This window comes from Pantoea folii (assembly GCF_056678875.1).
Window position 1 is genome coordinate 88,411 of record NZ_JBWXON010000007.1, and the last position, 22,086, is coordinate 110,496.

Annotated in this window: 22 protein-coding genes; 17 read left to right on the forward strand and 5 right to left on the reverse strand. The window is 55.4% G+C overall.

The window, feature by feature from the left end:
• Positions 1-74: 74 nt before the first annotated feature.
• From mtlD to AC1MDE_RS10400, 3 genes are all read left to right on the forward strand, one after another.
• Positions 75-1,223, forward strand: coding sequence for a mannitol-1-phosphate 5-dehydrogenase (mtlD, locus tag AC1MDE_RS10390; RefSeq protein WP_480344538.1), 1,149 nt, complete (start codon positions 75-77; stop codon positions 1,221-1,223).
• Positions 1,224-1,299: 76 nt separating this feature from the next.
• Positions 1,300-1,833: an MltR family transcriptional regulator gene (locus AC1MDE_RS10395; protein WP_034827734.1), complete on the forward strand. Its 534-nt coding sequence runs from the start codon at positions 1,300-1,302 to the stop codon at positions 1,831-1,833.
• A gap of 88 nt (positions 1,834-1,921) precedes the next feature.
• Positions 1,922-2,284 (forward strand): YibL family ribosome-associated protein, encoded by a 363-nt coding sequence (locus AC1MDE_RS10400; RefSeq protein ID WP_058961117.1) that lies wholly within the window; start codon positions 1,922-1,924, stop codon positions 2,282-2,284.
• A 7-nt stretch (positions 2,285-2,291) separates the two neighbouring features.
• Here AC1MDE_RS10400 and AC1MDE_RS10405 read toward each other — a convergent pair whose 3' ends face one another.
• The 3 genes from AC1MDE_RS10405 to AC1MDE_RS10415 all read right to left on the reverse strand — a co-directional run bounded on the left by AC1MDE_RS10405 (position 2,292) and on the right by AC1MDE_RS10415 (position 5,318).
• Complete coding sequence (locus tag AC1MDE_RS10405; RefSeq protein WP_058961119.1) at positions 2,292-3,296, reverse strand: VirK/YbjX family protein; 1,005 nt, start codon at positions 3,294-3,296, stop codon at positions 2,292-2,294.
• Positions 3,297-3,487: 191 nt separating this feature from the next.
• Positions 3,488-4,105 (reverse strand): superoxide dismutase [Mn], encoded by a 618-nt coding sequence (sodA, locus tag AC1MDE_RS10410; RefSeq protein WP_034827730.1) that lies wholly within the window; start codon positions 4,103-4,105, stop codon positions 3,488-3,490.
• Positions 4,106-4,292: 187 nt separating this feature from the next.
• Positions 4,293-5,318, reverse strand: coding sequence for a LacI family DNA-binding transcriptional regulator (locus tag AC1MDE_RS10415; RefSeq protein WP_058961120.1), 1,026 nt, complete (start codon positions 5,316-5,318; stop codon positions 4,293-4,295).
• 294 nt (positions 5,319-5,612) lie between these two features.
• Between AC1MDE_RS10415 and AC1MDE_RS10420 the strand changes: the two genes are divergently transcribed.
• The 4 genes from AC1MDE_RS10420 to alsE are packed head-to-tail and all read left to right on the forward strand — an operon-like array spanning position 5,613 to position 8,362.
• Entirely contained in the window at positions 5,613-6,053 is a 441-nt protein-coding gene (locus AC1MDE_RS10420) for a PTS sugar transporter subunit IIA (RefSeq protein ID WP_034827726.1), read from the forward strand.
• 18 nt (positions 6,054-6,071) lie between these two features.
• A complete protein-coding gene (locus tag AC1MDE_RS10425) occupies positions 6,072-6,338 on the forward strand; it encodes a PTS sugar transporter subunit IIB (protein WP_034827725.1) in 267 nt (88 codons plus the stop codon).
• A gap of 29 nt (positions 6,339-6,367) precedes the next feature.
• Positions 6,368-7,630 carry a PTS ascorbate transporter subunit IIC gene (locus tag AC1MDE_RS10430; protein WP_034827723.1) on the forward strand — a complete coding sequence of 421 codons (1,263 nt, stop codon included), beginning with the start codon at positions 6,368-6,370 and terminating at the stop codon, positions 7,628-7,630.
• A gap of 51 nt (positions 7,631-7,681) precedes the next feature.
• Complete coding sequence (gene alsE / locus AC1MDE_RS10435) at positions 7,682-8,362, forward strand: D-allulose 6-phosphate 3-epimerase (RefSeq protein WP_182056662.1); 681 nt, start codon at positions 7,682-7,684, stop codon at positions 8,360-8,362.
• A gap of 119 nt (positions 8,363-8,481) precedes the next feature.
• On the opposite strand, the gene AC1MDE_RS10440 is transcribed toward alsE, so the two are convergent.
• Positions 8,482-9,822: an aspartate aminotransferase family protein gene (locus AC1MDE_RS10440; RefSeq protein ID WP_480344539.1), complete on the reverse strand. Its 1,341-nt coding sequence runs from the start codon at positions 9,820-9,822 to the stop codon at positions 8,482-8,484.
• 172 nt (positions 9,823-9,994) lie between these two features.
• Between AC1MDE_RS10440 and AC1MDE_RS10445 the strand changes: the two genes are divergently transcribed.
• Positions 9,995-10,771 carry a DeoR/GlpR family DNA-binding transcription regulator gene (locus AC1MDE_RS10445; RefSeq protein WP_058961122.1) on the forward strand — a complete coding sequence of 259 codons (777 nt, stop codon included), beginning with the start codon at positions 9,995-9,997 and terminating at the stop codon, positions 10,769-10,771.
• A 28-nt stretch (positions 10,772-10,799) separates the two neighbouring features.
• Here AC1MDE_RS10445 and fdhD read toward each other — a convergent pair whose 3' ends face one another.
• On the reverse strand, positions 10,800-11,582 hold the full coding sequence (fdhD, locus tag AC1MDE_RS10450; RefSeq protein WP_255253273.1) for a formate dehydrogenase accessory sulfurtransferase FdhD: 783 nt from the start codon (positions 11,580-11,582) through the stop codon (positions 10,800-10,802).
• Between the two features lie 305 nt (positions 11,583-11,887).
• Here fdhD and fdnG point away from each other — a divergent pair, with 305 nt between their 5' ends.
• The 9 genes from fdnG (at position 11,888) to AC1MDE_RS10495 (ending at position 22,043) form a co-directional block, all read left to right on the forward strand.
• Positions 11,888-14,935 (forward strand): formate dehydrogenase-N subunit alpha, encoded by a 3,048-nt coding sequence (gene fdnG, locus AC1MDE_RS10455; protein WP_479401301.1) that lies wholly within the window; start codon positions 11,888-11,890, stop codon positions 14,933-14,935.
• A gap of 10 nt (positions 14,936-14,945) precedes the next feature.
• Positions 14,946-15,845 (forward strand): formate dehydrogenase subunit beta, encoded by a 900-nt coding sequence (gene fdxH / locus AC1MDE_RS10460; RefSeq protein ID WP_058961125.1) that lies wholly within the window; start codon positions 14,946-14,948, stop codon positions 15,843-15,845.
• Positions 15,845-16,486, forward strand: coding sequence for a formate dehydrogenase cytochrome b556 subunit (gene fdoI / locus AC1MDE_RS10465; RefSeq protein WP_034827952.1), 642 nt, complete (start codon positions 15,845-15,847; stop codon positions 16,484-16,486). Before fdxH ends, fdoI begins: the two co-directional genes overlap by 1 nt.
• Positions 16,486-17,412: a formate dehydrogenase accessory protein FdhE gene (gene fdhE / locus AC1MDE_RS10470; protein ID WP_034827709.1), complete on the forward strand. Its 927-nt coding sequence runs from the start codon at positions 16,486-16,488 to the stop codon at positions 17,410-17,412. Before fdoI ends, fdhE begins: the two co-directional genes overlap by 1 nt.
• Before the next feature lie 129 nt (positions 17,413-17,541).
• Positions 17,542-18,153 (forward strand): glutathione S-transferase, encoded by a 612-nt coding sequence (locus AC1MDE_RS10475; RefSeq protein ID WP_034827706.1) that lies wholly within the window; start codon positions 17,542-17,544, stop codon positions 18,151-18,153.
• A 13-nt stretch (positions 18,154-18,166) separates the two neighbouring features.
• Positions 18,167-19,546 (forward strand): L-seryl-tRNA(Sec) selenium transferase, encoded by a 1,380-nt coding sequence (gene selA / locus AC1MDE_RS10480; protein WP_058961127.1) that lies wholly within the window; start codon positions 18,167-18,169, stop codon positions 19,544-19,546.
• Positions 19,543-21,393, forward strand: a complete 1,851-nt coding sequence (gene selB / locus AC1MDE_RS10485; protein ID WP_058961128.1) for a selenocysteine-specific translation elongation factor — start codon at positions 19,543-19,545, stop codon at positions 21,391-21,393. Before selA ends, selB begins: the two co-directional genes overlap by 4 nt.
• Positions 21,394-21,502: 109 nt before the next feature.
• Entirely contained in the window at positions 21,503-21,787 is a 285-nt protein-coding gene (locus tag AC1MDE_RS10490) for a type II toxin-antitoxin system ParD family antitoxin (protein WP_058961180.1), read from the forward strand.
• A complete protein-coding gene (locus AC1MDE_RS10495) occupies positions 21,753-22,043 on the forward strand; it encodes a type II toxin-antitoxin system RelE/ParE family toxin (protein ID WP_160833336.1) in 291 nt (96 codons plus the stop codon). The genes AC1MDE_RS10490 and AC1MDE_RS10495 overlap by 35 nt, the downstream gene beginning before the upstream one ends.
• Positions 22,044-22,086 lie beyond the last annotated feature (43 nt).

The following is a 22,086-nucleotide window of genomic DNA, read 5'->3' on the forward strand; positions in this document are numbered from 1 at the left end:
GGGGCGGGCAAGCCCGTCCCACATTTCCGGGGCGGATTTGCCCGCCCTTTCGTCATTTGATATGGGTCAAATTTATGAAAGCGTTACATTTTGGAGCAGGTAACATCGGTCGCGGTTTTATCGGTAAGTTGCTGGCTGATGCCGGTATCGAACTGGTCTTCGCGGATGTGAATCAGGTGGTTCTGGATGCCCTTAACGCCCGTCATGAGTATCCGGTTCATGTAGTTGGCGAGCAGGCAAAGGTCGAAATCGTTACCGGCGTTAGCGCAGTGAACAGCACCAGCGACGACATCGTCACGCTGATTGCTGAGGTTGATATCGTTACCACGGCGGTTGGTCCGCAAATTCTGGAGCGCATCGCAGGCGGTGTGGCGAAAGGTCTGGCCAAACGCAGCGACAACGGTAATGTCCGTCCGCTGAATATCATCGCCTGTGAAAACATGGTGCGCGGCACCAGTCAGTTGAAGCAGCACGTTCTGAAAGCGCTGCCAGAACAGTATCACGCGAGGGTTGAAGAGCACGTTGGCTTCGTCGACTCCGCCGTTGACCGCATCGTGCCGCCATCTGAGGCCGGCAGCAACGATCCGCTGGAAGTGACAGTCGAAACCTTCAGCGAATGGATTGTCGATAAAACGCAGTTCAAAGGTGAATTGCCAAACATTCCTGGCATGGAGCTGACTGATAACCTGATGGCATTTGTCGAGCGCAAACTCTTCACGCTGAATACCGGCCATGCCATCACCGCGTATCTTGGCCAGCTAGCAGGCCACGCCACCATCCGCGATGCGATTCTGGATGAGAAAGTGCGTGCCGTGGTGCAGGGTGCGATGCAGGAGAGCGGCGAGGTGCTGATCAAGCGCTATGGCTTTGATGCCGACAAGCACGCCGCTTACATCCAGAAAATCCTCACTCGTTTTGAAAATCCGTACCTGAAAGATGATGTTGAACGTGTTGGCCGCCAGCCGCTGCGTAAACTCAGCGCGGGCGATCGTCTGATCAAACCCACGCTCGGCACCCTTGAGTACCACCTGCCACACGCCAACCTGGTGCAGGGTATTGCTGCCGCGATGCACTACCGCAGCGAAGCCGATCCGCAGGCGCAGGAACTGACTGCCCTGTTGGCTGAAAAAGGCCCGCAAGCAACGCTGGCCGAGATCTCTGGACTGGAAGCCAATAGCGAAGTGGTCACCTCAGTGGTGAGTGCTTACAACGCTATGGCATAATGCGCGCCTTTTAATAGCTCACTCGGGCGCGGTGCCAACCGTGCCCGTCGGCGGTAGCGGAACGATGCAGGCAATAATGGAAGAGAAGCAAGCTTTTGAAAACCGGGTGCTTGAGCGCCTGAACGCCGGTCGATCGGTGAGAAGCTTCCTGATCGCCGCCGTTGAGCTATTGGCTGAAGCGGTCAACCTGCTTGTGTTGCAGGTTTTCCGTAAAGACGATTATGCCGTAAAGTACGCGGTTGAACCGCTGCTGCTCGGTGACGGTCCGCTGGGCGAGCTATCGGTGCGTTTGAAACTGATTTACGGTTTGGGCGTGATTAATCGCCATGAATATGAAGATTGTGAGCTGCTGCTGGCGCTGCGTGAAGAACTCAATCACGACACCAGCGACTACCGCTTTACTGACGATGAGATTTTGGGGCCATTTGGTGAACTGCACTGCGTTGTAGCGTGGCCGCCACAACCTGACTTCACCCGGGATGACGAAGCATTACGCAGTATGCAGCAGCAGCGCTATCTGCAAATGGTGCGATCCACCATGGTGCTGTCGCTCACAGAGCTGATATCGCGCATCTCCCACAAGCAAGCCTTCAAGAAGCCGGCCGTTTAGGGGCTCTGTCGCGGTCGAATCCGCCCCGCTGCAAAATCGCCCCGTTTTGATGTATCCTTTGCCTGTTTTCCTTAACGAGTTTCCCCTGATGAAAGAACAAGAAAAAGCCGAGATCAAACTGCTCAGTGATCAACTGGACGCATTGAATCGCAAAGAACCCCAGCTGCTGGAATCTGGCGATGCCGAAAAACTCGGCGAGCTGCTGCGTGAAAAAGAGAAGCTGGTGCAGGAAATTGAACGTCTGCGCAGTGTTCGCGATGAGAAACTGAGTAAAGAAGCGCAACAGCTGCAGAAGCTGGGTTTCAGCCGTGAGATCACCAGGAAAGAACAAGCCAACATGGGCGCATTTAAGAAGAGCGTGCGCGGCCTGGTGGTGGTGCATCCAATGACCGCGCTGGGACGTGAGATGGGGCTGAAGGTGATGACCGGCTACGCGAAGCAGCCGTTCTGATACCCGATTACGCGGCGTGTGATACGTCGCGTTCCACGCTCTGTTCCTGCACTGCTTCAACCCCTGCCACGGGTTCAACCCCTGCTGCCAGCAATACCTGGGTGTTCAACGCATCCAACAGTGCATAGCGACGACGATACTCCGCACGTTTCTTACTGGCGATCTCTTCCAGTGCTTTCCTTTCCATCTGCAGCGGCAACGTAAACAGGTCGTCGGCACGGGCTTCACCGCCCAGAGACAGCCAGAACTCGCTGTAGCTGGCAAAGAACTTATCACCTTTACTGTGGCGATAACGCATGCTGCGGAACACATGCGTGGTATCTCCTACTGCGCAAATCGCTTGCACGCCACATTGTTGCGCCAGAATAAATACCGCTTCCATTAACAGACGTTTCGGGAATACGCCATGTGCGGCTTTGGTTGCATCGCGAATAACCTCATTTGAGATGTGTTTGCGCGGCCCCTGCAATCCACCAATCAATAATGTGCGCTTGCCCTTTTCCTGAATAATGGAAAAAGAGAGCGAGGCAATATTCATGGTTTGATAATGCAGTGTCAGGGTTATTTCACCTTCACGATCAAAATGTCCAGGGCAGCAATTAATAGCAAACACCTCATCATTTTTTCCGTTAAAAGTGGCAATCACATTTAACACCGGACTCAGCAGTAACTGGCGCAGTTTGGCATTATCCAGTTGATCCATCAGCGTGTAATGGTCAAGCAGCGCCTGTGCACGCTGCGCCACGCTGAAGCCCGCACGCAGGTAGGGACGATGCGGTTTGGCCGGCAGCAAGCCCTGCATTTTCAACAATTGCGGCAGAAACGGCAGTTTCGCTAACTGGTTAAGGTAATTAAACGTCGTAACCGGAAAGATGAAAGACCTTAAAGCAAATTTAAGGCGGAACATTTTGCTATTCCATAACTTATCAGGTCTGACGTTGCCGCGAATTAATGGCAAAAACAGGGATGCCGACGAATCTTTATTCGCCACAGGGGTAGTGATAGTAGACATAATTATTTTACTTTCGTTTGATCAACTGCGGCTACTGTATGCCCCAAATTATCAACGACAGGTTAATAACGGCCGTAACGGTATTGTCAGCAGAGGTAATCTCGAAGTGGTTTAAGAAGTGTTTAGCTTTCGTAAAGAAAAAAACCGGTGAAGCAGCTTCACCGGTTCTGTGCGTTGGCTATCGCCTGAACTTACTTAGCAGCAGCGAAACGCGCAGCCGCTTCATCCCAGTTCACCACGTTCCAGAACGCTTTGATGTAGTCAGGACGTTTGTTCTGATACTTCAGGTAGTAAGCGTGTTCCCACACATCCAGACCAATGATTGGCTCACCGGATGCGCCAGAGATGGCTTCACCCATCAGCGGGCTATCCTGGTTAGCGGTTGAAACCACAGCCAGTTTATCGCCCTTTTTCACCAGCCACGCCCAGCCTGAACCGAAACGGGTGGTAGCGGCTTTCTCGAACTCAGCCTGGAAAGCTTCAACGCTGCCGAAATCTTTTTCGATAGCGGCTTTCAGTTCGCCTTGCAGGCTGGTGCCCAGTTTCAGGCCTTTCCAGAAGAAGCTGTGGTTAGCGTGGCCGCCTGCGTTGTTACGCAGTGGACCTTTTTTATCTGCTGGCAGCTGATCCAGTTTAGCGATCAATTCTTCAACCGGCAGGTTAGCGAATTCGGTACCTTCCAGCGCTGCATTCGCGTTGTTAACGTAAGCCTGGTGGTGTTTAGAGTGATGGATTTCCATCGTCTGCTTGTCGAAGTGTGGTTCCAGTGCGTCGTACGCGTAAGGCAGGGATGGCAGTGAATAACTCATGTTCTTCCTCTCCATTTAGTGTTTTGCAGCATCACCTTAGCAGGGTGCCGCGTAAGCAGTCGGATCATTATAGTTAAAATCATGATCGGTAAAAGGGTTATCAATGCCTTAGTAATGATAAGGATTTGATGAATCTGGGAAAAGCACCGCACGCAGAGTCACATCTCATGCACGCGATGCCGCAGGATTACATCTTGTGTGTGCTGGCGCGCAGCTTGAGCTGTACCGGCAGTTCGTTGATGGCAGGAGGCTCATCGCCTTTCAATGCGGAAAGTAAGCGCTTGCCCGCCATGCGCCCCATCTCTTCATAAGGCAGGACAACGCTGGTGAGCGGCGGTGAGCAGACTGCTGCCAATGGGCCGCCACCGATGCTGGCAATCGCCAGCTGGCTGGGAATGGAGATGCCTGCGGCGTGGCAAGCCATGATGGCACCGCACGCCACTTCATCGCTGGTACAAATCAGCACATCCAGTTCCGGCCAGGTGAGACGGATCTCCGCCAGCAGGCTATGTCCAGCGGCAAAGGTCGGCATTTTCGGCGAGGTCACCACGCGGTGCGGGGCCTGATTTGATGCCAGCATGCCGCTATGCCAGCCATTCAGCAGTTGGCGGAAAATCGTGGTATTGGTTTGCGTACACAGCAAGCCGAGATGACGATAACCGCGCTCCACCAAACTCTGCACCAGCTGGCGAATCGCTTTAGCGTAATCGACACCAATGCTAATACCCGCAGATTCCTGATGCACCCCGCCGATATCCATCACCGGCAGGCCGGAATTACTCAGCAAACGATGAGCTTCAGCGGCATTGTCGAAGTTGAAATGCACCATCGCCGCCGGATTATACGAGAGCAGCATCTCGATCAACTCGCTCTCTTCCGCCGCCGAGTGGTTGGCTTCCGCCAGCATCATGTTGTAGCCCTGCGGACGCAGGATCTCTTGCAGCGCTTCCGACACAATCGCGCTGCCCGGCGTGGCGAACGAAGGCACCACCATGGTGACTAGCTTCGACGATGCCGACGCCAGATTACGCGCCTGGATATTGGGCACGTAAGCCAGTTCGGCGACGGCCGCATCAATTTTGGCGCGGATTTCAGGCGAGACCTTTTCCGGCATGCGTAACGCACGTGATGCCGTCATGGTGCTCACGCCGACCAAACGGGCAACATCGGCCAGTGTGCTTTTGCCGGTACCGCGCCGTTTTTTCTCTGCCATGCCTTCTCCTAGCTGACTTACCACCATTACCCGCACGCAGCTTAAAACCAAATGCGCCAACGTGCCACGTTAATCACCACAGATTCGGGCACGCCTCACCTGCTGAGCATTTTCAGAATCTCCGAGCATGTCAGGTGCTTGCAACGATGACAAACGGGCTGCACAAAAATGTTAGCGATAACACATTTTTTAACAACACCTGTGTTAGCGCTAACTTTTGCGACAATCATCACAGAAAAGCGGTGAGAAAATCACCTAAAGTGCACTCCATCGACGAATAACCAGGAATTACTGATGCTCACTCAATGGCTGACACCGCAACATATTCGCATCGTAGAACAGGTCAGCGACTGGCAGGACGCGGTACGTTTATCCGCTGAGCCGCTGCTGGCCGAAGGGGCGATCACCCCGGCTTACCTCGATGCCATCTTTACTTCGCATGCCGAACTGGGACCTTACTACGTACTGGCACCCGGCCTGGCGATGCCGCATGCCCGTCCGGAACAGGGCGCGCGTAAGAATGGCTTGTCGTTGCTGCATGTGAAGAACGGTGTGAGCTTTGCAGCGGATGAAAACGATCCGGTGCATGTGGTGATTATGCTGTGCGCCGTTTCCGGCGACGATCATATCCAGATGATCACCGCATTAGCCGAAGTATTCAGTGACGAATCTCGCCTGCAGCAATTGCTGACGGCGGCAACCCTACCAGCGATTGAAGCTGTTATTACAAATTAACCACCAGAGAATCCTATTATGAAAAAAGTCCTGATTGTGTGCGGTAATGGTTTAGGCAGCAGCTTTATTGTGGAAATGAACGTGAAGAAAATTGTGGCGGAATTAGGGAAAGAGGCCGAAGTGGGCCATACCGATTTAACCACGGCGAAATCTGAACAGGCCGACCTCATTATCAGCGCCAAAGATATTGCCGATCAGTTATCCGGGCATAGCGCGCAGGTATTTGGTCTGACGAATTTATTAGATAACGCCAAAATTAAAGAAATCCTGGCGGAAAATCTGTAATAGCCCGATTTTACTCACATGGAGTAATTATGCTGCAATTTATCATCAAGGATGTTCTCGGAACACCCGCAATACTTGTCGGCCTTTTTTCCCTGATTGGTTTATTACTGCAAAAGAAACCGGTGTCGGATGTGATTTCCGGCACGCTGAAAACCATCATGGGCTTTGTGATTCTTATCGCAGGGGCCAACCTGATTGCGGCAACACTGACCATTTTCAGCCAGCTGTTTGAGCACTCGTTTAATATTCAGGGTGTCGTGCCAAATACTGATGCAATGGCCGCGCTGGCGCAGAAGAGTTACGGTACTGAAACCGCGATGATCATGGTGTTCGGTATGCTGGTGAACATCCTGCTGGCGCGTATCACCCCGCTGAAGTACATCTTCCTGACCGGTCATCACACGCTGTATATGTCGGCGATGCTGGCGGTGATTCTTTCCGTCGGCGGCGTACATGGCTTCTGGCTGGTGCTAATCGGTTCACTGATTCTCGGCACCATGATGGTGGTGTGCCCGGCGATTCTGCAGCCGTTCACACGTAAAATCACCAATTCGGACGATCTGGCGCTCGGCCACTTCGGCTCAACCGGTTATCTGCTGTCTGCGCTGGTCGGTAAAGCAGTGGGCAAAGGCAGTCCATCCACCGAAGAGTTGAAGGTGCCGAAAACCCTCAACTTCCTGCGTGATTCCTCCGTCGCGATTTCGCTGACCATGATGATTCTGTTTATCGCGCTGGTGTTGGTGGCGGGTAAAGAGTTCACCGAAAGCCAGGTGAGCGGCGGTCAGAACTTCATCGTGTTCGCGATTATTCAGTCCATCACCTTTGCGGCGGGCGTTTATATCATCCTCGCCGGTGTGCGTATGGTGATTGCCGAGATCGTGCCGGCCTTTAAAGGCATCGCAGATAAGTTAGTACCGAACGCCAAACCGGCGCTGGACTGCCCAACCGTGTTCCCGTTCGCGCCGAATGCCGTGATCATCGGCTTCCTGTGCAGTTTCTCCGCCGGTCTGATCAGCATGTTCCTGTGCCCATTGTTTGGTCTGAGCGTGATTGTTCCTGGTCTGGTGCCCCACTTCTTCTGCGGTGCCACCGCGGGTGTATACGGCAACATCACGGGTGGACGTCGTGGCGCGGTGGTCGGCTCCTTTGTACAAGGGCTGCTGATCTCCTTCCTGCCGGCGATTCTGCTGCCGCTGATGGGCGACCTGGGCTTTGCCTCGACCACCTTCGGCGACGCGGACTTCGGTATTGTCGGCATCGTACTCGGCCACATTATTTCGTTCTTCCATTGATGTCATAACACAGCGCCTGCGGGCGCTGTTTATGTAATGAGGAAAAAAACAATGAACGCTCAATTTTCACCGTCATTAATGTGTATGGATCTCACCCGCTTTCGTGAACAGATCGAAGCGATGAATAGTACTGCGGCTTTTTATCATGTCGATATTATGGATGGCAGCTACGTTAAAAATATTACGTTATCGCCGTTCTTTATTGAGAACCTGCGTAAAATTACCGATGTGCCAATTGATGTGCATTTAATGGTCAATCACCCGGAAGATATTATTCCAATGTGCATTGAGGCGGGGGCGGATATTATTAGCTTCCATCCCGAAACCGCGAATAACAAAATATTCCGCCTGCTGACTCAGATTAAGGATGCGGGCCGTCGCTGCGGCGTGGTATTAAACCCGGCGACACCTGCCGAGAGCATTCGTGAGTATGCACATCTGCTGGATAAGGTTACGGTGATGTCGGTGGATCCTGGCTTTGCGGGGCAGAAATTTATTCCGGAAACGCTGAACAAGATTCGCCAGCTGATTGCCATGCGCGAAGAGCACGGTTATCACTATCTGACCGAGATTGATGGTTCCTGCAATGCGCGCACCTTTAAGCAGATTGCTGCTTCTGGTGTGGATGTGTTTATCGTTGGCACGTCAGGTTTGTTCAATCTGGATGACGATGTGGCGCAGGCGTGGCAGAAGATGGAAAGTATTTTTGCCGAGGAAACGGCAGCCGCGTAATCCTTTCCAGGTGCGCATCCACGTGCACATTGAGTGAAACGTGAAGATTCTCAGCCGGGTCGCCAGGAATGGCGACCCGCTTCATCTTCCTGATACTGCTTTGGGGCAACCTTAGCCTTTTACCGACCCAGCTCGGTCAGTGACTTATCCAGCGCACCCACTAGCCAATCAATATCCGATTCCTGGAACGCCAATGGTGGACGCAGCTTCAGTACGTTGCCGTACGGTCCGGCCACTGACGTCAGTACATGGTGATCGCGCAGCTTCTCGGTGAGATCCAGCGCCAGCGCTTTATCCGGCGTTTTGCTGGAGCGGTCCTGCACCAGTTCGAAGCCGATAAACAGCCCCGCTCCGCGCACATCGCCGATACTTTCATGGCGATCCATCAGCTTCTGCAACTCGGCGAGCAGTTTGGCACCCACCACGCGGCTGTGCTCCTGCAAGCCCTCTTCTTTAATCACCGTCAACACCGCCTGCGCCGCCGCCATCGCTACCGGGTTACCGCCAAAGGTGTTGAAGTAAGGGATATCGTCACTAAACGCCGCCAGCACATCACTCTTCGCCAGCAGGCCGGAAACCGGAATGCCGTTACCCATCGGCTTACCCGTGGTCACCACATCCGGCACCACGCCGTGACGGGCGAAGCCCCAGAATGCATCGCCAGTACGACCGAAGCCAGGCTGCACTTCATCGGCGATGAAGATACCGCCATTAGCGTGCACCACATCCACCGCTTTCTGCAGGAAACCGCGCGGATTCGGTAACACACCATCGGAAGAGAAGATCGAATCCGCGAGGAAGCCAGCAAATTTAATGCCGTGTGCTTTCATGTCATCGATCTGTTTCTGAATTTCGTTGGCAAACCATTCGCCGAGATCCGGTGCGTTGACGCGGTAAGCATCGGGTGGCGAAACCAAACGCGTGGTGGCCGCCAGTGGCTGACCGCTGCCCAGTGCCGGGGAGACGCCAGACGTGAGATCGCTGGTGCCGTGATAGGCCTCCTGCGACACGATAATGCCCGTGCCGCCGCTGAAAGCACGCGCCACACGGATCGCCAAATCGTTAGCTTCCGACCCGGTGCACATATACATGGCACGGTCGATGGCGTCTGGCGTGGTTGCCAGCAGCTCTTCGGTGTAATCGAGAATGCGTTCGTGCAGATAACGGGTGTGGGTGTTCAGCATCTTCATCTGCTGATTCACCGCTTCGATCACCGCCGGATGGCAGTGGCCAATACTGGCCACATTGTTGTACACATCGAGATATTTGTTACCTGCAGCATCCCACAGATACTGCCCTTCACCGCGTACCAGATGCACCGGCTTACGATAAAACAGGCGATACGACTCGCCCAACACTTTGCTGCGCTTGTCCGTCAGCTGGCGGGTTGCTGCATCCAGACCGTCGGCGTGCTCAGCACGAAAACTGTTGGTGTCCATGATGGTGGAACGTGTAGCCATGGTAACTCCCGTTGCGAAGGTGAAAGGGGTGCATGATGTGTGACCGTTGTCACCATCATGCCTGCTTTAACGAGAAATGCAACCAAATACACAAATACAACCAAATACACATGACGCCGTAATGACACTCAGGTAAGCTTAGGCCCAGATTATTACGCTACAGGGAAAAGTCATGCTGCAGGAAACCCGCTTACACCGCATTCGAGCCCTGCTGACCACGCAGCATCAGGTCAGCACCGAGCGCATTATCAATGAGCTGGGTATTTCACGGGAAACGGCACGGCGAGACATTATTGAGCTGGAAGCGCAGGGTTTAGCACGACGGGTGCACGGCGGTTTAGTCGCGGTAGATAGCCAGCCGGAAGCACCGCTGCAAGTGCGCCGTAGTGCTCAAGCCAAAGAGAAACGTGCGATTGCCGTGGCGGCCGCACAGCACTTGCAGCCGGGCCAGACGCTGTTTCTGGATGCCGGCACCACCACCACCATGCTGGCGGAGCAGCTGCGCAGCATGGCCGGCTTAACCATTATCACTAACAGTTTGCAGGCTGCACTGGCGCTAAGCGCCGCCGAAGAACATGAAACGCTGAATAATCAGGTGATTTTGCTCGGTGGGATGATGATGGCAGGTGCACAGCAGACGCGCGGCGAAATCACGGTCAGCGAGATTTACCGCTATCGCGCCGACGTTGCCCTGCTGTCGCCGGTTGGCATTGATGCTAAAAACGGTGCCAGCAGTTTCCATCCTCATGAAGCGGCGATTGCTCGCGCCATGGTGCAGCAGGCTGCGCGCACCTTCTTACTGGCAGATCACAGCAAGCTGGGGGTGATCAGCCGCACGGTGTACGCGCCGATTGGAGAAGTGGATTTGCTTATTTGCGACAGCGGCCCCGCCAAAGCAGGCGCATTAGCTGCGCTCCAGCAGGCGCTGCCACAGGTACAGGTGGTTTAAACCAGGCGCTGCCACAGGTACAGGTGGTTTAAACCAGGCGCTGCGGATGGCTGTACACCGTGGCGCGTCCCGGCTTACTAAACCCTATCAGCGTTAAATGACAACGCTCGGCGACCTCAACGGCGAGCTGGGTCGCAGCGGATACCGCAAATAAAATCTCCACGCCGCACATCGCGGACTTTTGCACCATCTCATAGCTGGCGCGACTGGAGACCAGCACCGCGCCCTGCTGCCACGGCTGCTGGCTACGATGCCCCAGCAGTTTATCCAGCGCCACATGGCGACCCACGTCTTCGCAGCCACCGAGCAATTCCCCCTGCGGCGACATCCATGCCGCCGCGTGCGTGCATCCGGTGAGATTGCCGATGGGTTGGTAATTGCGCAGTTGCGCCAGCCCGCTATCGAGGTTTGCCAGATCGAAGGTTTGGGTAAACGGCAACGGCTGCAGCGGTTTACCAATCTGGTCGAGTTGTTCCACGCCGCACACGCCACAGCCGGTTCTGCCCGCCATGGCACGGCGCTGCTCTTTTAGCGCCATAAAGCGTCGGCTGGAGAGTTCGATCTGCACTTCAATACCGTTGCAGCCGGGCACCACATCCATGCCGAAAATCTCATCAGGCTTCTCAATAATGCCTTCTGAGAGTGAGAAACCGAGCGCAAACGCCTCAAGATCGTTGGGCGTGGCCATCATCACCACATGGGAAATGCCGTTATACACCAGCGCGATCGGCACCTCTTGTGCCAGCCAGTCGGTTTCAGACGTGCTGATATCACGCCGCTGACGTACCGGCGCCTGCACTGCGCCTGAGATCTCAATCACACTCTGATGACTTTCCTGTGCTTTGACTTTCACTTTGCTCGCCTCGGACAACAACCCTATTAAAGCAGTGGTATTATTCTACTGCTATTCTCACACTGTTAGTTGGGTCATTGTGAATCTCGGCCCAACGCATCACAAAAAAATTTTTGCCCGTCATTCGGATAGTGGCAAGGCAGCAAGCCCCTTCAAACCGTGAGCTTACACCCGTAAGCGACGGGAACGAATGGGCGCAGGCCATGTAGCGACCATTTGAACGACGCAGGCAAATTGTAGCAATGTCGACTCAAGGATTATTCATGAACGTCAGCCGAAGAAAATTCTTCAAAATCTGTGCTGGCGGTATGGCAGGGACATCGGCAGCACTCCTCGGCTTTACGCCAGAGGTGGCGCTGGCGGAAACGCGACAGTACAAGCTGCTGCGTGCCCGCGAAACCCGCAACACCTGCACTTACTGCTCAGTGGGCTGTGGCTTATTAATGTATAGCCTCGGTGACGGCGCGAAAAACGCCAAAGAGACCATTTTCCACATTGAAGGCGATCCAGACCATCCGGTGAGCCGTGGCGCATTGTGTCCGAAAGGCGCTGGCCTGCTGGATTTTGTCCACAGTGAAAGCCGCCTGCACTACCCCGAATACCGCGCGCCAGGCTCCGATAAATGGCAGCGTATCAGTTGGGATGACGCCTTTGATCGTATCGCTAAACTACTGAAAGCGGATCGCGACGCCAACTTTATCGCGCAAAACGCCGCAGGTGTTACCGTCAACCGCTGGCTGTCATCAGGCATGCTGTGTGCTTCTGCCTCCAGCAATGAAACTGGCTACTTAACCCAGAAATTTACCCGATCGCTCGGCATGTTAGCGGTCGACAACCAGGCACGCGTTTGACACGGACCAACGGTAGCAAGTCTTGCTCCAACATTTGGTCGCGGTGCGATGACCAACCACTGGGTCGACATCCGTAATGCCAATCTGATCGTTGTGATGGGTGGCAACGCCGCTGAAGCGCATCCTGTGGGATTCCGCTGGGCGATGGAAGCCAAGATTCACAACAAAGCCAAATTGATTGTTATCGATCCTCGCTTCACGCGTACGGCATCGGTGGCAGACTTTTACACGCCGATCCGTTCCGGCACCGACATTGCTTTCCTGTCGGGCGTGCTGCTGTGGCTGCTGCAAAATGACAAAATCCAGCATGAATATGTGCAGGCGTACACCAACGCCAGCCTGATAGTGCGCGAAGACTATCATTTTGATGACGGCCTGTTCAGCGGCTACGACGAAGCCAATCGCAAGTATGACAAAACCAGCTGGAACTATGAGCTGGGCGATGACGGCTTTGCCAAACGTGATGACAGCCTGCAACATCCACGCTGTGTGTGGAATCTCCTCAAGCAACACGTCAGCCGCTACACGCCAGAAATGGTGTCACGCATCTGTGGCACGCCGAAAGAGGACTTCCTGCACGTCTGCGAGCTGATCGGTGAGACCAGCGCGCGCGATCGCACCACCTCATTCCTGTATGCGCTGGGCTGGACGCAACACTCGGTCGGTGCGCAAAATATCCGCACCATGGCGATGATCCAGCTGTTGCTCGGCAACATGGGCATGGCGGGCGGCGGGGTTAACGCCCTGCGCGGTCACTCCAACATTCAGGGGCTCACCGATCTCGGCCTGCTGTCGCAAAGTTTGCCAGGTTATATGACATTGCCGTCGGAGAAACAGACCGATCTGCAAACCTACCTCGCGGCCAACACGCCGAAACCGACGCTACCCGGCCAGGTGAACTACTGGGGTAACTACCCGAAATTCTTTGTCAGCATGATGAAGGCCTTCTTTGGCGACAAAGCGCAAGCAGAGAACAGCTGGGGATTCGACTGGTTACCGAAGTGGGACAAAGGCTACGACGTTTTGCAGTACTTCGAGATGATGTCGCAGGGCAAAGTGAATGGCTATCTTTGCCAGGGCTTTAACCCGGTGGCCTCATTCCCGAACAAACGCAAAGTGATCGATTCACTGTCGAAGCTGAAGTTCCTGGTGACCATCGACCCGCTCAACACCGAAACCTCGACCTTCTGGCAAAACCACGGTGAGTTTAACGATGTCGATCCGGCGAAGATTCAGACCGAAGTGTTCCGCCTGCCCTCCACCTGCTTCGCGGAAGAGAATGGCTCCATCGTTAACTCCGGTCGCTGGCTGCAGTGGCACTTCAAAGGTCAGGATGCACCCGGCGAAGCGCTGAATGACGGTGAAATCCTCTCCGGTATCTACAGCCGTCTGCGCAAAATGTACGCCAGTGAGGGCGGTGCCTTGCCCGAACAGGTGCTGAACATGACGTGGAACTACCAGACGCCTGATAACCCGGCTTCGGAAGAAGTGGCGATGGAGAGCAACGGCAAAGCGCTGGCGGATGTGTTCGATGACAAAGGCACGTTGCTGGTAAAAAAAGGCCAGCAGCTCAGTAGCTTTGCTCAGTTGAAAGATGACGGCAGCACCAGCAGCGGCTGCTGGATTTTTGCGGGCAGCTGGACGCCAGATGGCAACCAGATGGCGCGGCGTGATAACACCGATCCGAGTGGATTGGGCAATACGCTGAACTGGAGTTGGGCATGGCCGCTCAATCGTCGCATCCTCTACAACCGTGCATCGGCCGATCCACAGGGCAATCCGTGGGATCCGAAACGGCAAATCCTCAAGTGGGATGGCAGTAAATGGGGCGGCATGGATATTCCGGACTACAGCGCCGCCGCACCGGGTAGCAATGTGGGGCCGTTTATCATGCAGCCAGAAGGCATGGGCCGCCTGTTCGCGCTCGACAAAATGGCTGAAGGTCCGTTCCCGGAACACTACGAGCCGTTTGAAACGCCACTCGGCACGAATCCACTGCATCCGAACGTCATTTCGAACCCGGCAGCACGCGTGTTCAAAGACGATCTGGCGGCGATGGGTAAAGCCGAGCACTTCCCGTATGTCGGCACCACGTATCGTCTCACCGAGCATTTCCACTACTGGACCAAACATGCGTTACTCAATGCCATCGCGCAGCCGGAGCAGTTTGTGGAGATTGGTGAGAAGCTGGCCAACAAGCTGGGCATCGTGCAGGGCGATACGGTGAAAGTGAGCTCCAATCGCGGTTACATCAAAGCCAAAGCGGTGGTCACCAAACGCCTGCGCCCACTTGATGTGGATGGCAAAACCGTCGATACCGTCGGCATTCCGATTCACTGGGGCTATCAGGGCATTGCGAAGAAAGGCTTTATCGCCAATACCCTGACGCCGTTTGTCGGTGATGCCAACACGCAAACGCCCGAGTTTAAGGCGTTCCTGGTTAACGTTGAGAAGGTGTAGGAGAACGTAGATGGCTTATCAATCACAAGACATTATCCGCCGCTCCGCCACCAATGGTTTCACGCCTGCCCCGCAGGCGCGTAATCATCAGCAGGAGGTGGCGAAGCTGATCGACGTCACCACCTGCATCGGTTGCAAAGCCTGCCAGGTGGCGTGTTCAGAGTGGAACGACATCCGCGATGAGGTTGGGCATAACGTTGGGGTGTATGACAACCCAGCGGATCTGACCGCCAAATCCTGGACGGTGATGCGCTTCTCAGAAGTGGAGGAGAATGGCAAGTTAGAGTGGCTTATCCGCAAGGATGGGTGCATGCACTGCGCCGATCCTGGCTGCCTGAAAGCCTGTCCGTCCGAAGGTGCGATTATTCAGTACGCCAACGGCATCGTCGATTTTCAGTCCGAGCAGTGCATTGGCTGCGGCTACTGCATTGCCGGCTGTCCGTTCGACGTGCCGCGCCTGAATAAAGACGACAACCGCGTGTATAAATGCACGCTGTGCGTCGATCGTGTCAATGTGGGCCAGGAACCGGCGTGCGTGAAAACCTGCCCGACCGGCGCCATCCATTTTGGTAGCAAAACCGATATGCAGGCGCTGGCGGCAGAACGCGTGGCGGAGCTGAATACGCGCGGCTATGAGAATGCGGGCTTGTACGATCCGGAAGGCGTCGGCGGCACGCATGTCATGTACGTGCTGCATCATGCTGATAAACCACAGCTGTATCACGGTTTGCCAGAAAACCCGAGTATCAGTCCGGCAGTCACCTTCTGGAAAGGGATCTGGAAACCGCTGGCGGCGATCGGATTCGCCGCCACCTTCGCCGCCTCGGTATTCCACTATGTCGGCGTCGGGCCGAACCGGGTGGAAGAGGATGAGGACGAGAACCTGCACGAAAAAGAGGAGCGCGAATGATGAAAAAGCGCGATCGTCTGGTGCGCTACAGCGCACCGGAACGCATCAATCACTGGATTGTGGCGTTCTGTTTTGTTCTGGCAGCCCTGAGCGGGCTGGGTTTCTTCTTTCCCTCCTTTAACTGGCTGATGCACGTTTTGGGCACGCCACAACTGGCGCGCATCCTGCATCCCTTTGTCGGCGTGGTGATGTTTGCTGCTTTTTTGATCATGTTTTTGCGCTACTGGAAACAGAATCTGATCAATCGCGAAGACCTGATCTGGGCGAAAAACATCAATAAAATCGTACGCAATGAAGAGGTGGGTGATACCGGCAAATACAACTTCGGGCAGAAGTGTGTGTTCTGGGCTGCTATCATCAGCTTAGTCTTGCTGCTGGCGAGCGGAGTGGTTATCTGGCGTCCTTACTTTGCAGGTGCCTTTGCGATTCCGCTGATTCGCGCCGCTTTGGTGGTGCATTCGGTCTCAGCTGTGGCATTGATCGTGGTGATTATGGTGCACATTTATGCGGCCCTGTGGGTCAAAGGTACCATTACTGCCATGGTTGAGGGCTGGGTGCCGGCCGCGTGGGCGAAGAAACATCATCCACGCTGGTATCGTGAGCAGCGCCAACGCCAAACACAACAGGAAAAACGTCCCTGATGAGTATTCGCATTATCCCGCAGGACCAGCTGGAGAAAGGCGAAAAAAACACGGCGGAACAGGTTCCGCCGCTGCTTTTCCCTCGGCTGAAAAATCTGTACAGCCGCCGTGCAGCGCGTTTACGTGAGCTGGCAGCAAAGAATCCGCTGGGCGATTATCTGCGCTTTGCTGCAGTGATCGCGCAGGCGCAAGACATCGTGCTGTACGATCATCCGCTGCAACTCGATTTGCGCCAGCGTTTGGCCGAAAGCGCCGAACAGGGCAAGCCGCCGCTCGATATTCACACCTATCCCCGCGATGCCCACTGGCAGCGTCTGCTGCATTCGCTGATTGCCGAGCTGAAGCCCGAGATGAGCGGCCAGGCATTGGCGGTGCTGGAGAACCTGGAAAAAGCCTCCTCTTCCGAGCTGGAAGGCCTGGCCAGTGCGCTACTGGAGGGTGATTTTGCGCAGGTCAGCAGCGATAAAGCCCCGTTTATTTGGGCTGCGCTTTCGATCTATTGGGCGCAGATGGCAGCGCTGATCCCAGGCAAAGCCCGCGCAGAATACGGCGAGCATCGCCAGTTCTGCCCGGTGTGCGCCAGCGTGCCGGTCACCAGCGTGGTGCATATGGATGTGGGCCAGCAGGGGCTGCGTTATCTACACTGTAATCTGTGTGAAAGTGAATGGTATGTGGTGCGCAGTAAGTGCTCCAACTGCGAGCAAACGCGCGACCTGCACTATTGGTCACTCGACAGCGAAAGAGCCGCAGTGAAAGCCGAAAGCTGTGGTGACTGCGGCACCTATCTGAAGATGTTGTATCAGGAGAAGGATCCGGCGGTGGAACCGGTGGCCGATGACCTGGCCTCACTGGTGCTGGATGCGCGTATGGAGCAGGAAGGCTTTGCGCGCAGCAGCCTGAATCCATTTATGTTTCCTGGGGATTGAGCAAATTGCCGCTTTCCTAAGAACTGTCGCGGCACGATTTATCGCGCTGTTTTTGAGCCAGACAACAACGTGCAATAAATCGCGCCGCTACAATTTGTGTACCTATCTCTGTCGCAAAGGAAACACCTGATGAAACTGATTGGCAGCTACACCAGCCCTTTTGTCCGCAAAATTTCAGTGATCCTGTTGGAAAAAGGCCTGGTGTTCGAATTTGTTAACCAGTCGCCTTGGGTGGAAGACAGCCACGTGCCGCACTATAACCCGCTGGGCAAAGTGCCTGCACTGGTAGACGATAACCATCTCACCTGGTTTGATTCTTCGATTATCGCCCAGGTCATTGAGCTACGCGGTGACGCCCCTGCTCTGTTGCCGGATGACGCCCTGCTCGCTCTGCAGGTACGTCAGCTGGAAAAGCTCGCCGATGGCATCAACGATGCCGCCGTGATGATTGTGCGCGAACAGATGCGCCCCGGCGATCAACAATCCGAAGAAGTGCTAATGCGTAATCGCGAGAAAATTTTGCGTGGGTTGGATGCGCTGGAAACGGCGGCGGCCCAGGGTGAACTCTTGAACAGCGGTACGCTCAATCTGGCCGATATCGCCACTGGCTGCATGATTGGTTATCTCAACTTCCGCCGGGTGCTGCCTAACTGGTGCGTGAACCGCCCGGCATTGATCAAGCTGGCCGATACGTTGTTTGCGCGGGAGAGTTTTGCCCGCACCGTTCCGCCTTCCAGCTAAGCTAAACCACCCGATGAAAACACTGTATTCACAACTGCCTGCTATCGACAGCCTGCTGCGCGATCCCGCGATGCAGCCGCTGCTGCTGCAGACGGGCACCGCGTTTACCACCCGCCAGCTGCGCGCCATGCAGCAAGAAGCACGCACGCATATTCAACATCATCAAACTTTACCCGGCTGGCATCTTAACTGGCCAGAGGAAGCGCAGCGCCGCGCGCAACAGCAGCAACAAAGCGCGCTGCGTCCGGTGTTCAATCTCACCGGCACGGTGCTGCACACCAACCTGGGCCGTGCGCAGTTAAGCGATAGCGCAATTGAGGCGGTCACAGCCTGTTTGCGCCAGCCGGTCACGCTGGAATATGCGCTGGATGATGCGTCACGTGGCCATCGCGATCGTGCGGTAAGTGCGCTGCTGTGTGAACTGACGGGGGCTGAAGCGGCCTGTATCGTGAACAACAATGCCGCCGCCGTGTTGCTGATGCTGGCAGCACTGGCGCCAGGTCGCGAAGTGATTGTCTCACGCGGTGAGCTGGTCGAAATCGGCGGCGCATTCCGCATTCCCGATGTGATGCGCCAGGCGGGCTGCCAGCTGGTTGAAGTCGGCACCACTAATCGTACCCATCTGAAAGATTATCGTGCTGGCATCAGCGACAACACCGGTTTGTTGATGAAGGTGCATACCAGCAACTACCAGATTCAGGGCTTCACCCATGCGGTAGCGGAAGCCGAGCTGGTGGCGTTGGCGGCGCAACATCAGCTGCCGGTGATCACTGATTTAGGCAGCGGTTCGCTTATCGACATGACCGCTTTTAATTTGCCCGCCGAGCCGATGCCGCAACAGCTGATTGCCGCCGGTGTGGATCTGGTGAGTTTTTCCGGCGATAAACTGCTGGGCGGCCCGCAAGCAGGGATTATTGTCGGCAAACAGGCGCTTATCGATCGGCTGCAACAGCATCCGCTCAAGCGAGCTTTGCGCGTGGATAAAATGACGCTGGCTGCGCTGGAAGCCACTTTGCAGCTTTATCGCCAACCGGAAACGTTGCGCGAAGCGCTGCCCACCCTGCGCTTGTTGACGCGATCGTCACACGAGATTTTGCAGCAGGCCGAACGGCTGATGCCTGCGCTGGAACACGCCTATGGCGCTGATTTTTCACTTAATATCGCCGCCTGCTCGTCGCAAATCGGCAGCGGTTCATTACCCGTTGAGCGCTTACCGAGTTTTGCCATCACGTTTAGCCCACGTGAATCTCACGGCAGCTCGCTGGATGCACTGGCACAACGCTGGCGTGCATTATCACAACCGGTGATTGGCCGCATCCAGGAAGGAAGACTGTGGCTGGATTTACGCTGCCTTGAAGATGAAGCGGCGCTGATACGGACCTTAACCACATGATTATCGCCACCGCTGGACACGTCGATCACGGTAAAACCGCACTGCTACAGGCGCTCACTGGTGTCGATGCCGATCGCCTGCCTGAGGAGAAACGGCGCGGCATGACCATCGATCTTGGCTATGCCTACTGGCCGCAACCGGATGGCCGCGTTGTGGGCTTTATCGATGTGCCAGGACACGAGAAATTCCTCGCCAATATGCTGGCGGGCATCGGCGGTATTCATCATGCACTGCTGGTGGTAGCGTGCGACGACGGTGTGATGCCGCAAACGCGTGAGCATCTGCAACTGCTAAGCCTGGTCGGGCAACCCCCGCTTAGCGTGGCGTTGACCAAAGCGGATCGCGTCGACGCCGTACGCATCGCCGAAGTGCAGCATCAGGTGGCGGAGTTGACGCAGCAACTGTGCTGGCTGGCAGTACCGCAATTTGTCACCAGCAGTACCACCCAGCAAGGCATCGACGCGCTGCGCCAGCACTTGAGTGAACTACGCGCACCGAATGTCGATATGGGTCGCCGCTTCCGCCTCGCCATTGACCGCGCGTTTACCCTCAAAGGCAGCGGATTAGTGGTCACCGGCACCGCCCTGGCGGGTGAAGTCAGCGTAGGTGATACGTTGTGGCTCAGCCGCCTCAATTTGCCCGTGCGCGTGCGTTCGCTGCATGCGCAGAATCAGTCGGTGACGCGTGCGCAGGCTGGAGAACGTATCGCGCTGAATATCGTCGGCGATGTGGAGAAAGACCAGATTGCGCGCGGTGACTGGCTGCTGGCACAACCGCAACCTTCGGGCACCCAGCGACTGATCGTGGCGCTGCGTTTGCTACAGCCGTTAAGAAATCCCTCGCAGCCGGTACATCTTCACCATGCCGCCAGTCATGTGACTGGCCGACTTAACCTGATTGCGGGCGAACTGGCGGAGCTGGTGCTCAACGAGCCGCTGTGGCTGGCGGAAAACGATCGGCTGATTATCCGCGACAGCAATGCACAACTCACGCTCGGTGGCGGACGGGTGCTGCTGCTGAACAGCAAGAAACGCGGCAAGCGCCATCCTGATTATCTTGACTGGCTGCAACAGCTGGCGGCGGCGGAAGCCGATGAAGAGAGTCTGCAGTCGCACCTGGCTCAGCAACCCATCGACATGGCCGAGCTGAGTTGGGCACGCCAGCTGAGTGACGATGCACTCAACAACCTGCTGGACAAGGTGGCGCCCGTGCGACTCGGCAGCGCCATCATGGCTGTGGAACAGGCCAATGACTGGCAGCAGCGACTGCTGGAAGCGCTCACCGCGTTTCATCAGCAGCACCCTGAAGTGCCGGGCATTGGTCGCGATCGCTTGCGTCGCGTGGCTCTCCCCCACCAGCCGCCGGAACAGGTTATCGCATTGATCGATCGGCTGCTTTCACAAGGCCAGTTGCAGCACCGGCAAGGCTGGTTGCATTTGCCGGATTTCGAACCGCGCTTCAATCACCAGGAAGAAGCACTGTGGCAGCAGGTTGGTCCGCTGTTTGGTGACCAGCCGCTATGGGTGCGCGATATCGCACTGGCCACCCAGCAAGATGAAGAAACCATTCGCAGCCTGCTGCTCTCCGCCGCGCGTCTCGGTCATATCACGGCGATCGTGCGCGATCGCTATTACCGCAGCGACCAGATCCAGATCTTCGCCGATCTGATTCGCCAGCGTGACGCCAACGGTGGCAGCACCAGCGCCGCCGATTTCCGCAATCAGCTCGGTACCGGGCGTAAAATCGCGGTACAGATTCTGGAATTCTTCGACCGCAGCGGTTTCACCCGCCGTCGTGGCAACGATCACCTGCTGCGCGATGCCCGCCTGTTCGACACCAGCACTTAATCCTTCGCGTTGCTTCGCAGTTGTCGCTGTAACTGCGCTGCAACGCCGATTCCGCATTGCTCAAAAATGTGCCAGGATGTAAGAATATTTCTTACATTGGGGCACGATGATGGCACGTACCATGACAATCGATTTAGGTGATGAACTGCGCGAGTTTGTTGAATCTCTGGTGGCTTCCGGTGATTACCGTACTCAAAGCGAGGTGGTGCGCGACTCGCTGCGTTTACTGCGTGAGAAGCAGGCGGCGTCGAAGCTGGAGGCGCTAAAAGAATTGGTAAGACAAGGATTCGAGAGCGGTCCTGGTAAAGAGTGGGACCATGAAGATTTTCTGAGACGAGCAAAAGCCAGGGTGGGCATTTATGAAAAGGAAGATCACGATAAAACCGGAAGCTGATGCCGATTTGATGAAAATCTGGATTTACGGATACTGGAATTTTGGGGAGCAACTCGCAGACGCTTACAACCTTAAATTTTCCCAGCTCTTCGATAAAATTGCCCTGTTCGATTTAGGGCGAAAACGGCCTGATTTAGGTTATCAAATCTATTCACTTTCCTTCGGTCAGCACATTGTGATTTACCGTGCTGAGGTTGATGAGATCTTTATTGGGCGCATCTTGCACCACTCCCAGGAAGTCAGCGCCGAATTTTAAAAACAAAAAGGGACGATTTCTCGTCCCTTCGGTTCACTTCAAC